Source organism: Lysinibacillus sp. BPa_S21 (assembly GCF_023337795.1).
Classification (GTDB): domain Bacteria; phylum Bacillota; class Bacilli; order Bacillales_A; family Planococcaceae; genus Lysinibacillus.
The window spans coordinates 98,758-112,220 of record NZ_JALIRS010000012.1; the positions used below are offsets into that span (position 1 = coordinate 98,758).

General features: G+C 37.9%; 9 protein-coding genes, 4 tRNA genes and 3 riboswitches. Of the genes, 2 read left to right on the forward strand and 11 right to left on the reverse strand.

Annotated features, from left to right (window positions below):
- Positions 1 to 13 precede the first annotated feature (13 nt).
- Positions 14 to 115, reverse strand: a riboswitch (purine riboswitch).
- Positions 116 to 311: 196 nt separating this feature from the next.
- Positions 312 to 2,135: an APC family permease gene (locus MOK21_RS19650; protein WP_249075648.1), complete on the reverse strand. Its 1,824-nt coding sequence runs from the start codon at positions 2,133 to 2,135 to the stop codon at positions 312 to 314.
- A 174-nt stretch (positions 2,136 to 2,309) separates the two neighbouring features.
- Positions 2,310 to 2,461, reverse strand: a riboswitch (cyclic di-AMP (ydaO/yuaA leader).
- Between the two features lie 551 nt (positions 2,462 to 3,012).
- Between MOK21_RS19650 and MOK21_RS19655 the strand changes: the two genes are divergently transcribed.
- The gene (locus MOK21_RS19655) at positions 3,013 to 4,278 is read left to right on the forward strand and encodes an Nramp family divalent metal transporter (RefSeq protein WP_283164810.1); all 1,266 of its coding nucleotides are present in this window, start codon (positions 3,013 to 3,015) and stop codon (positions 4,276 to 4,278) included.
- A 329-nt stretch (positions 4,279 to 4,607) separates the two neighbouring features.
- Here the strand turns inward: MOK21_RS19655 and MOK21_RS19660 are convergent, their stop codons facing one another.
- The 5 genes from MOK21_RS19660 to MOK21_RS19680 all read right to left on the reverse strand — a co-directional run bounded on the left by MOK21_RS19660 (position 4,608) and on the right by MOK21_RS19680 (position 9,673).
- A complete protein-coding gene (locus tag MOK21_RS19660; protein ID WP_249075649.1) occupies positions 4,608 to 5,297 on the reverse strand; it encodes an ABC transporter permease in 690 nt (229 codons plus the stop codon).
- Positions 5,290 to 6,213 (reverse strand): ABC transporter ATP-binding protein, encoded by a 924-nt coding sequence (locus MOK21_RS19665; protein WP_249075650.1) that lies wholly within the window; start codon positions 6,211 to 6,213, stop codon positions 5,290 to 5,292. Before MOK21_RS19665 ends, MOK21_RS19660 begins: the two co-directional genes overlap by 8 nt.
- Positions 6,214 to 6,350: 137 nt before the next feature.
- Positions 6,351 to 7,286 (reverse strand): sensor histidine kinase, encoded by a 936-nt coding sequence (locus tag MOK21_RS19670; RefSeq protein WP_249075651.1) that lies wholly within the window; start codon positions 7,284 to 7,286, stop codon positions 6,351 to 6,353.
- 5 nt (positions 7,287 to 7,291) lie between these two features.
- Positions 7,292 to 7,984 (reverse strand): response regulator transcription factor, encoded by a 693-nt coding sequence (locus MOK21_RS19675; RefSeq protein ID WP_249075652.1) that lies wholly within the window; start codon positions 7,982 to 7,984, stop codon positions 7,292 to 7,294.
- Positions 7,985 to 8,212: 228 nt separating this feature from the next.
- Positions 8,213 to 9,673: an amino acid permease gene (locus tag MOK21_RS19680; RefSeq protein WP_249075653.1), complete on the reverse strand. Its 1,461-nt coding sequence runs from the start codon at positions 9,671 to 9,673 to the stop codon at positions 8,213 to 8,215.
- An 86-nt stretch (positions 9,674 to 9,759) separates the two neighbouring features.
- A riboswitch (Lysine riboswitch) is annotated at positions 9,760 to 9,936 on the reverse strand.
- A 176-nt stretch (positions 9,937 to 10,112) separates the two neighbouring features.
- Between MOK21_RS19680 and MOK21_RS19685 the strand changes: the two genes are divergently transcribed.
- Positions 10,113 to 11,321, forward strand: coding sequence for a CynX/NimT family MFS transporter (locus tag MOK21_RS19685; RefSeq protein ID WP_249075654.1), 1,209 nt, complete (start codon positions 10,113 to 10,115; stop codon positions 11,319 to 11,321).
- A gap of 136 nt (positions 11,322 to 11,457) precedes the next feature.
- Here MOK21_RS19685 and MOK21_RS19690 read toward each other — a convergent pair whose 3' ends face one another.
- From MOK21_RS19690 to MOK21_RS19710, 5 genes are all read right to left on the reverse strand, one after another.
- Positions 11,458 to 12,507, reverse strand: coding sequence for a nitric oxide synthase oxygenase (locus MOK21_RS19690; protein WP_283164812.1), 1,050 nt, complete (start codon positions 12,505 to 12,507; stop codon positions 11,458 to 11,460).
- 615 nt (positions 12,508 to 13,122) lie between these two features.
- Positions 13,123 to 13,194, reverse strand: a tRNA-Glu gene (locus tag MOK21_RS19695).
- A gap of 1 nt (position 13,195) precedes the next feature.
- A tRNA-Asn gene (locus MOK21_RS19700) sits at positions 13,196 to 13,272 on the reverse strand.
- Positions 13,273 to 13,276: 4 nt separating this feature from the next.
- A tRNA-Ile gene (locus MOK21_RS19705) sits at positions 13,277 to 13,353 on the reverse strand.
- Positions 13,354 to 13,361: 8 nt separating this feature from the next.
- Positions 13,362 to 13,435, reverse strand: a tRNA-Gly gene (locus MOK21_RS19710).
- Between the last annotated feature and the right edge of the window lie 28 nt (positions 13,436 to 13,463).

Genomic DNA, 13,463 nt, shown 5'->3' on the forward strand with positions numbered 1-13,463 from the left:
ACGATATGCAGTCTTCTAAAGCATTGCTACCCATAGTCGATTTATTTACGGTAAATCGGTAGAAACTTGCAAGCCGTATTCTTGCTATTATATGAGTGAAATAGTATTAAGCTGTAAAAACTTCTTTATGTTAATCACGCCATGGCGTCATTTCCAAAAATGGTACTTTATTCGGTATGTGCCTATATCTTACACATAGTAAAGTCTATTTTTTCGGAATTTACTGTCATTCTAGTAAATTTCAATTGCAAACGTTCGTGTTTTACAATTACGTTATGATTATATCAGACAATTTTCGAGCTTGCTAGTCATTATTTTGATAAATGGAATGGTACTGTCATAATGACGATATTTTTGTGAAATAACAGCGATGTACGAATTAATAAACTCGATTGATTGTGTAACATATGATGCCACCCTTTTTTCGGTAAAAACTGTGGAATGATCACTGTTACTTGGTAGCCTGATTTTATACATTGATGTTCAACCTTATCAATAAACTTCATCAACGGCTGCGTAATACTTCGATAGGGCGAATAGTATGTGACAAGCCGTATATTTGGCTGCCAAGCTTTCCATTTCTCCTCAAACGCTTTGGCATCTGCTTGATCGAAGGCTACGTAAAAGGCAATAATTTTATCAACGTTTAATGACTGCGCATAATGCAATGTGTTTTCGACTACTTTCGTCATACCAGCAACAGGTACAATGAAAACATTCCCCTCAACATCCGGTAATTTCTCATGATCTAATCTAAGTTGTTCACCAACTGTTTTATAATGCTGTTTAATACGGTGAAACGTCCAAATAATAATTGGTAAAAAGATAAACACTGGCCATACCTGCGGCAATTTTGTCACGAAAAACATCATCGCTACAATAAAGGAAATGATCGCTCCAACCGTATTGATTGTAAATTTAGCAAGCCAACCTTTTGGTTTTTCACGCCACCATTTTCTCATCATTCCAGCCTGCGCTAAAGTAAACGGAATAAATACACCAACTGCATAAAGTGGAATCAAATGCTCTGTTGTTCCATCAAATAACATGATTAAAACAATGGCAGCTAAACCAAGCATCATTATGCCATTGGAATAACCAAGTCGATCCCCACGAATCTGGAATATTCTTGGGATAAAACCGTCCTTCGATAAGTTGACAGCCAGTAAAGGAAAGGCTGAATAACCTGTATTCGCAGCAAGCACTAATATCATCGCTGTTGTTCCTTGCACGATATAATAAAAGATATTACGACCTACACTTGCCTCCGCTATTTGTGAAACAACCGTTTCTTTCCCATTTGGAGCAACTCCATAAAAATAAGCTAGGCTCACAATACCGATAAATAGCACTGCTAAAATACTACCCATGGCCAATAACGTTTTAGACGCATTTTTCGGCGCTGGATCTCTAAAATTAGGAATAGCATTTGAGATTGCTTCAACACCAGTCAAAGCTGAGCTTCCCGATGCAAATGCTTTTAATAAGATAAATAGACTGATACCTGCAACTGGTGTACCAACCTTTGGATGCAACTGTGCAGGAACTTGCCCTGTTACTACGTTATAAATCCCTACCCCGATTAACATCAACATCACGATTACAAATAAATAAACTGGATACGCTAAAATGGAAGCAGATTCTGTAACTCCACGTAGGTTTAAAATCGTTAAACAAATCACAAAAAACACAGCGATTACCACGTTATAGGGATGCAAACTTGGAAATGCCGAAGTAATAGCATCTGTCCCAGCAGACACACTTACCGCAACGGTTAAAATATAATCGACAAGCAATGATCCCCCTGCGACTAGACCAGCATTGACACCTAAATTTTCCCGAGAAACTACGTATGCTCCACCACCATGCGGATACGCAAAAATAACTTGACGATACGAGAAAATAAGTGCTGTCAGTAACACCACTACTCCAGCAGCAATCGGTAGTGAATACCAAAAGGCAACCGTACTTACTGTCATGAGTACAATTAAAATTTGCTCAGGACCATACGCTACCGATGACAAAGCATCAGACGATAGTATGGCAAGCGCTTTTGTTTTACTAAGCTTTTGTTCCCCTAACGCATCAGATTTTAATGGTTTACCGATAATATAACGTTTTAATGAGGATTTCATATTCTACACCTTCTAGTTTCATAGAATGTGTTCCGCATTTCTAAATCGATTACACTTGTGCATAATCGGTTTTAGCTATCGCTGTGGCCTTATTTCATTAAACAAGAGAAAAAAAAGTCTACAAGTCATCACTAAATAAGACTTGTAGACGTTCATTCGTCTGCCAAGCTCCACTTTTCTGCTCTTAACGCTTACGAGGTTAGCTGTCGGATTCGGGCCTGAGTAGCCCTACCCTTCCATAAATGAAGAGATTCACCCCAAGGATTACCTATGTAATCCGTAAAAATTGGGTCCCCCGCGTCTAATTGCTTCAGCGATTTAGAAATTTGAAACTTTTATAATGATGTCATATTACGCCTGTAATTAAAAAAAGTAAAGATGAAAAGAGCAGTTACAAAAAATTTTTTTCACTTGCTATTTCGACTATTTTTAGAATGCTTCACTACCATTACGTATGGTTAATTTCCATGCTCCTCACTCCAAATAACTTATATTCCTGGCAAATATTATCCTTAACTTTCGGCGATGAATTTTTGTTTGAGGAATATTATTTTAATAAGAGTAGAAAATATGTGAATATCCGAATTGGAAATCAATTAAAAAGCCACCTTATAAGTATATTCCCGCATAAAAAAAAGCTACGTACATTAATCCTTAATCATTTTCAAAGAATCGAATATTTTGCTATGTTGCTTCAATACATTAGTACACAAACAGAATTCTTCCATTGAAGTGATTTACAAAAACATTTCGAATTAAGTAAAAAATTGAGCAAACTCCTTCACATTTTTTCATTCTAGCTATAAAATAGGAATATAACATTTTCCTCTAGGAAACTTTATTTCACTCGCGATACTCTTTGAAATGAGGGAACAACATGGTTTACAAACGCATGTCAAAATCGTCTGCTGAGGCGGTTTTAGATGGAGATATAACAGGTTGGCGACGAATCTTACCGTTTCTCGGCCCAGCCTTCATTGCAGCGGTTGCCTATATTGATCCAGGCAATTTCGCAACGAATATTACAGCAGGTTCACAATATGGATATTTACTGCTTTGGGTAATCGCCTTATCTAATTTAATGGCGGTCTTAATTCAATCCTTATCGGCAAAGCTTGGTATTGCGACAGGTAAAAATTTACCTGAAGTAGCACGTGAACATTTTTCTAAAAAAACTTCTATATTTTTATGGATACAGGCTGAATTGGTCATTATTGCAACAGACCTTGCAGAATTTATTGGCGCTGCACTTGGGCTATATTTATTATTCAATATTCCAATGTTACCTGCAGCGCTTATTACAGCAGTCGGCTCATTTGCTATTTTAGAATTACAGCGCAGAGGCTTTAGAGCGTTTGAAGCAGGTATTTCTGGCATGGTGCTTATTGTGGTATTAGCGTTTGCATTCCAAACATTTTTAGCACAGCCGAATTGGGGCGAAGTAACAATAGGCATGTTCACACCTCGCTTTGAGGGAGTAGATTCTATTTTACTGGCAACAGGTATTTTAGGAGCAACGGTTATGCCACACGCTATTTACTTGCATTCTTCATTAACCCAAAACCGCATCGTTGGCCGAAATGATGAAGAGAAGAAACGGATTTTCCGTTTTGAGTTTATTGATATAATCATCGCAATGATCATTGCTGGTGCCATCAATATGAGTATGCTTGTTATTGCTGCGGCAGTATTCCATACACAAGGCGTAGTAGTTGAAGATTTAGATATCGCTTATAACGGATTAAAAGAGGCGCTTGGTCCGATGGCGGCAGTGTCCTTTGGTTTAGGGCTTCTCATTGCAGGTCTTGCTAGTTCTTCAGTTGGTACACTTGCCGGGGACGTTGTGATGCAAGGCTTTATTCGAAAGAAAATTCCGCTCTATTTACGTCGAGCTATTACAATGCTACCTCCTCTGGTCATCATTGCAGCTGGCGTAAATGCGACTTATGCACTTGTCCTAAGTCAGGTTATTTTATCTTTTGGTATTGCGTTTGCTCTTGTACCACTTGTACTGTTTACAAGTAAGCGTGACATTATGGGCAGCCTAGTCAATCGTCGTATGACAACAATTCTAGGATGGATTGTCGTGGTAATTGTAGTTACTTTAAATCTTTATTTATTATGGCAAACGGTATTTGGTTAAAAAAAGTGCCAGATACAAAGACCTTGATGTGGTCTTGTGTCTGGCATTTCTATATGTAAGGGGCATACTCTCTATAACGTGCGGTTGATTTTCGTTCCGACTGGGCGCTTTGTTGCTGTCGCTTCGCTTTCGCACAGATAAAACATTTGTAGCTGCCGCTTTGCTTTCGCTACAGATAAAACATTTGTTGCTGTCGCTTCGCTTTCGCCATGCCTTTAGCCTTCGTTCCCCTATAGCTAATCCCCTAGGAGTCGCCAAGTCTCCTCTTCAATCAACTTTTATATGGTATACAATTGTCACCCCTACTACGATGCGCTATTTTTTCAACTTTAAATATCTATTTTCTCAATGTTTCGGAATGATAAATAGGCTACGCTTATACCGATAATAGCTAAAGTGATTGGTATGAAAATTATATCATACAGGGTGAAGTTGCCTGAATTCGATGATACGACTGATACAATTAATATAGATGATACAATCGTTGCCGGAATAGAGTATTTTTTCATACCAAAATACAATGGTATTAATGCGATGCATGATGATGAAACTGCATTCATAATCACAGCGGGAATTCGTTGTATTATGAAAGAAAGCGTTAATGTATCCGGAAGCAATTGGAAACTCTCACTAACAGTACAAAAAACTGCTGTTACAAAAATAGTCGATAAAATAATTGCACAAAAAGTAAAAAGAACAACAATGGCTAGCTTTGAAGCAATTAATTTTTTTCTACTTAATGGATACATAAATGCTACAGTGATGGTTCTATATTTGAATTCTCCAATAATGAATTTAGCGATTAACACACTAGCAAAAATAATAAATACTGCTCTTACACCTGAATCTATAAAGCCAAATGCCGCCTGATAATTTCTGAGATCTTGATCCCCTTCTACTTTAGTAATAAAGATAAGCAGAAATATAACACCTAGTATTATAAAATTTGCTAAAACGGCTTTTTTTATATATGAACCAATATGGTATTTTTTCATTTCTAGCCGCATTAAATTAAGCACTAGCTACACCTCCATTGATTAACTTCAAGAAATAATCCTCTAATGAGCTTGTTTTTTTGCTAATGCCCTCAATTTCAATATCATGCTCAATCAATGTTTTAGATAGCACCTTTTGGGAAGCCGTTGATTCATAAATTCGAATACAATAATCATCCATTAGTTTGAAGTTAGTAATGTTCAATTTACTTTCTATAATAAAGGCAGCCATTTTCGCATCATTAACAATCACTTCAATATAATCTGCTTGACTACGGTTGACAGCGTCCATTGATACTTCCTTAATTAATCTTCCATCTTTAATAACCCCAACTGTATCTGCCAATTGTTCAATTTCACCCAAAATGTGACTAGAGATAATAATCGTAATTCCATACTCTTTACAAAGCATCTTAAATAGCTCTCGAAGCTCTTTAATGCCAACCGGATCTAGTCCATTAATCGGTTCGTCTAAAATAAGTAATTCCGGCTTCGTAATAATTGCACGTGCAATACCCAATCGTTGTTTCATTCCAAGAGAAAAGTCTTTCACACGCTTATTCTCCGTATTTGTTAGCTTTACTAAATCTAGAACATGAGCTATCTCTTTCTTGTCATAATAGCCCATATATTCGCAATGTAATTCTAATGTTTCCTTTGCTGTTAAATCTTCATAAAAAATCGGGTATTCGATAATCGTTCCCATCCTTTTTAGCACATCGTATGAGCGGTCCATTAATTTTTCACCAAAGATTTCAATATCTCCACTCGTTGGCTTCGTAAGGTTTGTTAGCATTTTCATGACTGTCGTTTTTCCGGCACCATTAGGACCTAAAAACCCGTATATCTCTCCCTTTTTCACATGCATAGTCACAGCAGAAACGACTTCTTTTCCCTCAAACACCTTTGTAAGCTGATTTGTTTTCACAATATATGTCATGTAGATCTCTCCCTTAAATTTAGCTACCCTTATTATAAAAAATGAAGCTCTCTAATTTATTACTTGATTCTTACAAATTTCTTAAGTGCAGAAGAAAAGCTTGTAAAGCCATAAAATTGCTCTACAAGCGCGGCTGCTCAGTATGTCATTCGTTTTAAAGAAACTGTAAAAATAGTCTTCTCATATGGGATACTAGAAAGCTGGATAGAGCCCTCCATTAATTCTACAAGACGTTTTGTAATCGTTAAGCCAAGACCGCTCCCTTGAAAGGATTTATTTCTAGAATCCTCAAGCGTATACAATCTTTCAAAAACATTATCAATATGATATTCGTCAATCCCCTTACCACGATCCCAAACATCAATAAAAATAGTAGTATCATCATTTCTTACCGTGAGCCCAATGATGTTTCCTGCAGCACCGTAGGCAATAGCATTTGACAATAAATTATTCAGCACCCTATCTAACGCTTCTTCATTACCAAGGGCATACATGGACATTTCTGGTATTTCTATATCAATCTCTAATCCCATAGACGTGACCATATCGTAAAATGATAAAATATTTTTTCGGCAAATTTCACCTACATTAATTTTCGTCATTGGATAATCTGTATCTCCAGCCTCCAATTTTGCCAGGTCAAAAAATGTATGAATTATTTTTAATACTTCCAATGTTTTAGAATGAACACCAATGAGTAACCTTTGCCGCTCTTCATCACTAAGTGACTGATTAAGCTGCAGCATTTCCGAATAACCTAGTACAACTGTTAAAGGCGTTTTAAGATCATGCGAAATATTGGCCAGCATCTTTTTCATGGAGCTTTCCATTTTTCGATGTGTTGCCCGCACTTTTTGATTGTGATCTAACAACGCATTCATCACAATAAGTAGCTGCTGCAATTCCTGATTGACCGTCGACACTAAAATCTTTTCGTTCGATTGTTCATCAATGATTACTTGCAGTTTTTGATGCATGTATTGAATCGTAGTGTCCTGTTGCCTTTTTGCTCTCACCTGAAAAATAATAATTCCTACGAGTAACACCATCATCAGTAATAAAAATATAATCATAGCGTTTACCCTTCAAATTTATAGCCGATGCCCCAAAGCGTTTTAATATATTGCGGATTGGATGGATCTTCTTCAATTTTTTCACGTAATCTTCTTATATGTACATTAATAATATTTTCATCCCCATAGTAAGCATCATTCCAAATCAATTGATAAATTTGCTGCTTTGTAAAAACACGATTACGATTTGTTACAAATAATTTTAAGATGGCAAATTCCTTCGACGTTAGCTTTAGCATTTGTCCATTCTTCTCTACCGAAAAATTAACAAGATCTATCAATAAGTTGTCTACCTCTACTATATCTTTCTTATCCTCTTCTTGATTGGCGTATTTTGTAGCTCTTCTAATTGCGGCTTTGACACGCGCCGAAAATTCCAGCATCGAAAATGGCTTGGCAATATAATCATCTGCCCCCAACCCTAGGCCTAACGCTTTATCGACATCACTATCCTTAGCTGACATGATGATAATCGGAAGTGATGCTTGCTCTCGTACAATCTTTAAAACTTCTAATCCATTAAGTTTCGGTATCATAATATCCAAAATTACTAAATCGAAGCGATTGTTTAAACAATTTTGTAGTGCTTCTTCTCCATTTACGGCAGAGGTAACAAGGAACCCCTCCATCGTTAAATAGCTTTCTACCATTTCACGAATGGCTTGGTCATCTTCTACTAATAAAATATGCTTTTGCACCTTCACGCACCTCTTTCCAACATATCTATTGATTGCCATTTATACAACAGTCTACCACATTCGGACTTACCACCAAAAGTAGGCAAAAATTTTGGAAACTAGAAACCCTCCGTTTAAATCTGAATAAATAAATTTTATCTATACAAATTTTTGAGGTTTCTATATTTCATACCTAAAAAAACTGTCCTGCGAGCATTTTTATAACTCACAGGACAGCTTTTTTATTAATTATTCGACTTTTAAATCACATTGCTCTAGTGGAATCATTTTTGTTTTATGCTTAATTTTATAGCTAAGCCATAACAGCAAGAACAGTGGAATACCGATATACGAGACAAGGACTCCGTACCAGTCTATTGTATTACCCATAAAGGCATTGTAGTTTTGTCCAATAACAACAATCATACAAACCGTAAAGGCAAACAGCGGACCGAATGGAAATAGCTTTGCTTTATACGGCAACAATTTCGGATCTAAGCCCTGTACATCGAACGCTCGACGGAAACGGTAATGGCTAAATGCTATTCCTAGCCAGGCAATAAAGCCAGACATCCCGGAAGCATTTAGAAGCCACATATAGACCACACCATCACCAAAGAATGAAGCTAAAAATGCTAGGCAGCCTACTGCTAAAGTCGCCAATAATGCATAAATTGGAATACCTCGACGACTTAGTTTAGTGAAAAATTTCGGTGCATGTCCATCTACCGCTAATTGCCAAAGCATACGTGACGATGCATAAAGCCCTGAATTCCCTGCTGATAGCATCGCTGTTAGAATGATAGCATTCATCAATGAAGCAGCAAAGGCAATTCCTAAACGGTCGAACACCAGTGTAAATGGTGACACAGCAATATCTTCAGATAACAAACGTGCGTCTGTAAATGGAATCAGCATGCCAATTGCACCAATCGCTAAAATATAAAATAAAAGAATGCGCCAGAAAACCGACTTAACTGCTTTCGGAATATTTTTTCCAGGGTCATCTGTCTCGCCTGCTGTTATTCCAAGTAGCTCTGTTCCTTGGAACGAGAATCCCGCAGCTAAGAAAATACCAAATGTAGCAAGGAAGCCACCGTGGAATGGTCCATCACTGATAAAGAAATTCGTAAAGCCTACAGGAGCTTTTCCTCCTAAAATACCAAAAATCATTAAGAAACTAATGATTATAAAGATAATGACAGTTACAACCTTTATCATGGAAAACCAATATTCACTTTCACCATAGCTTTTTACCGATAATAGATTAAACGTTAAAACGACCGCAATAAATAAAACAGTCCAAAGTGCTGATGAGCTATCTGGGAACCAATATTTCATAATTAATGACACAGCAGAAATCTCTGCCGCAATTGTTATTGCCCAGTTGTACCAGTAGTTCCAACCAAGTGCAAAGCCTAGAGCTGGGTCTACAAATTTGGTAGCATACGTACTAAATGAACCCGATGATGGCATATAGGCTGCCATTTCTCCTAAGCTCGTCATTAAAAAATACACCATGATACCGATTAATGCGTAGGCGAGTAGTGCACCTCCAGGACCTGCTTGCGCAATGGCACCTCCACTAGCTAAAAACAATCCTGTACCGATTGTACCGCCTAATGAAATCATTGTAATATGACGGCTTTTTAATTCTTTTTTCAACTTCGGCGCTTTATGACCGAGCTGATTGACTTTTATCTCACTCACGTTATAGCTTCCTTCCTTTTATAAGAGGCAAAAAAATGCCATCACATGAACATTACTGTGATGGCTAAGTAAATCCTCTGTTCTTTCAAAATGATAGCTCAACACGTTGTTCAAACGTGACAGTTCTGTTCCTTTCGGAGACAGCCCCAGCATGAGGTTTTCAAGTCCCCTCACACTTCGGCAGTATTTCCTTTCAACTAATATCTCTAATGCTTGTCATTTCCATTAGCATACTCTTAAATACCGCGACCTCTACCTCACTATAAACATGAGGCATATAAATATTAAATTTATGATGGGTTTTAGTTTAACATACGACCTATGCCATTTCAATAACTCGAACAATGTTCGGTATTTTGTGAATTTTCCACTATTTTGATTAGTGTGATAAAGTAGTATAGTAATTCAATCAAAATTGTTCTAACAGGGGGGGATTTACTTGACTACACATGAACATACCGATACTTATTCAAGCAGGAAAATTAACTGGAAAGGTACAACCTTATTACTAGTTATCGGCGTAATTTGTATTGCTTCGACATTACGGATGCCGCTAACAGTGGTTGGACCTATTATTTCCTTTATCCGTGAAGATCTCGGCATATCTAATATACTAGCGGGCTTTCTAACAACGATCCCACTACTAGCATTTGCAATCATTTCTCCATTCGCACCAATTGTCGCACGTAAATTGGGGCTAGAAATAACATTATTTTTATCAACTATTCTTTTAGCGTTAGGAATTGTACTACGCTCCCTTGGCACAACTAGTTTACTCATAGTCGGTACTATGTTAATCGGCATAGCCATTTCATTCGGTAATGTACTAATTCCGGGATTACTTAAATTAAAGTTTCCCTATCACGTAGGTTTACTTATGGCATTTTTCACAATGTCGATGAATTTAACAGCTGGACTCGGTGCTGGCATTAGCTATCCTGTTGCCAGTTCATCACTTGGCTGGCAAGGAGCGCTGGCAATCGCACTTGTTCTTGTCGTGTTAACCATTTTAATTTGGATTCCGCAGTTGAAATTTAATAAGCCTGAACCGACTGTTAAAACAACGAAAGAACGTACACCATTATGGAAATCTCCTGTTACTTGGGCAGTAACGGGCGCTATGGGGTTTCAATCATTATTATTCTACACAACCGCCGCTTGGATTCCTGAAATATATATATCACAAGGATTAGCTGCAGATCGTGCAGGGTGGATGTTTTCCATCATGCAATTTTCACAAGTCCCAATGGCTTTAGTGGTGCCTATTATCGCTAGTAAAATGACATCTCAACGACCTCTCGTATTAATGTTTACTGTATTTTACTTAGTTGGCTTTATCGGAGTAGTGATGGAATGGAAGAGCCTCGCTGTACTGTGGATGGTGCTACTAGGCTTAGCTGGAGGGGCTTCATTCGCTTTAGCAATGATGTTCTTTACACTACGTACCCGTACAGCTTTTGAGGCAGCTGATTTATCAGGGTTTGCCCAATCATTAGGGTATTTATTAGCCGCAATCGGTCCAATCTTATTTGGTTATTTGCATGATTTATTCGGCGGCTGGAATACCGCGGGTTGGTTATTTGTCATCGTAGTATTAATACTCTTCATATGTTCATTTAGAGCTTCTAAAAATGAATATGTGAATTAATATCCGCCGGAGGCTTTAACTTCTTTCAGCGGGTGCTCGGATATCCTCTGAAAGAAGTTAAAAAGCACTAGTTTTAAACAAACCAGTGCTTTTTTTATTTGCGAAAGACAACATTCAGTATATAAATAAAACAGTTCTATTCATACATTGGTTTCTGATAAAAATAGTTCGGTGTATTATAAACATTAACATAAGGCTTATGGAAAATATGCGTTGTAGCTGGTGAAAGAGGTGGGATCAACCACGTCCAATTGCCTGTAACTTTACGATCTATTGCTGCTTCTGTTTCCTCGAACAATTTAAATTGCTGTGCAGCTGTATGATGATCTACAATGCTGACACCGTCCTCTTTAAAGGAATGTAGAACTGCAATATTCAGCTCAACTAATGCACGATCACGCCATAGAGAAGCCTGTCTAGTTGTATCGAGATTGAAAATTTCCGCAATAGCAGGAAGCATATTATAACGTTCTTGATCCGCTAAATTACGTGCCCCAATTTCTGTACCCATATACCAACCATTAAATGGGGCGGCCTCAAAATCAATACTTGCCATTTGGAAGCGCATGCTTGAAATAATCGGCACTGCATACCATTTCAATCCTAACTTCTCTATTTGAGGAGATCCTGGATGACGAATTGGTACCTCGAGTATATATTCATCAGGAATTATAAACACCTGTGGCTCCTTTCCATCCACCTGTACAATAAGCGGAAGGATATCAAAGGCTGTTCTTTCACCTTGCCAGCCAAGTGATTCACATACTTTTGTAAAGTCAACTGAATGCGGATCACCAACGATCCCAGACTCCGTTTCATAGCCAGCATAACGAATTAGCTGATGATTCCATATACGAACTCGCCCTGGTGCAAAAACCGTTATTGTTGGGCGAATTTTCCCACCATTAGTTGCATACTTAATATGCTCAAGCAAAGCAGTGAAGATACCCTCTTCATTTGAAATATCACGGGCATCTACAACATGTAGCGATTGCCAAAACAATCGACCAATACACTTATTACTATTGCGCCAAGCCACTCGTGCACCAAAGATTAATTCTTCTGTTGTCGGTATATATTCGCCTGCTGTTTTAATTTGCTGTAATTTATTTTCTAGCCATGTTTTCGACTTATTTTGTTCTACTTGATAAAGTTCTAAAAACTGCTGTACTTCATGTAAATTCATATCGAATTCCTCCATCTACCCTCATATTAGAGGAATAGAACTATATTCACCACGAAAATATCTGCTAGAAAACATACATCTTTTATATATGAAATACTTTGTTCAATATTTAATATCATCTCTTTTATTTTTCTAAATTTATTTATGGATTAGGGTTCCCATTTTGAGTAGACATTATAAAAATTAGAGGAAATTACAGAGGAAAAACTATTGAGCATGGTTTTTTAATGAATTATATCTTGGCATAATTGCGTCCGGAATTGTCCTTTCGCTTAGCCTGTATTGAGGATCGACACGATGTCGTTGATTTTGGTAATGCCGTAGGACGTGGCATTTTACTGTTACAATCAATTAGCCGTTACCGCATGGATATGATGATTTTAGGCTAACACCCTACATGAAATCCCTTCCGATTCCGTGACATCCGTCAAAGGCTTTAACTTCTATGCCCAAGTATAGACAAGAGAAGCCTTCAGTCATTATCCCCATCTCAATATTTAAGAGTAGACGTTACTACCTGGGAATTAGAGATACAATTTCATTCATGAATGGTATCTTGTTGTCAGTATAGTTGGCATAAAAAAAGCATGTCGCACTAATGTGCAACATGCTTGATGACCCGTACGGGATTCGAACCCGTGTTACCGCCGTGAAAGGGCGGTGTCTTAACCACTTGACCAACGGGCCGTGGCTCCGAAGGCAGGACTCGAACCTGCGACAACCTGATTAACAGTCAGGTGCTACTACCAACTGAGCTACTTCGGAATAATGGTGGGCCTAAATGGACTCGAACCATCGACCTCACGCTTATCAGGCGTGCGCTCTAACCAGCTGAGCTATAGGCCCATTATTTTTGGAGCGGGTGATGAGAATCGAACTCACGACATCAGCTTGGAAGGCTGAGGTTTTACCATTAAACTACACCCGCATATGGTGGGTCAGGACGGAATCGAACC

Bases quoted from the DNA above. Each gene is read 5' to 3' on its own strand.
- MOK21_RS19650 (WP_249075648.1), bottom strand. From the start codon at position 2,135: ATGAAATCCTCATTAAAACGTTATATTATCGGTAAACCATTAAAATCT.
- MOK21_RS19655 (WP_283164810.1), top strand. From the start codon at position 3,013: ATGGTTTACAAACGCATGTCAAAATCGTCTGCTGAGGCGGTTTTAGAT.
- MOK21_RS19665 (WP_249075650.1), bottom strand. From the start codon at position 6,213: ATGACATATATTGTGAAAACAAATCAGCTTACAAAGGTGTTTGAGGGA.
- MOK21_RS19670 (WP_249075651.1), bottom strand. From the start codon at position 7,286: ATGATTATATTTTTATTACTGATGATGGTGTTACTCGTAGGAATTATT.
- MOK21_RS19690 (WP_283164812.1), bottom strand. From the start codon at position 12,507: ATGAATTTACATGAAGTACAGCAGTTTTTAGAACTTTATCAAGTAGAA.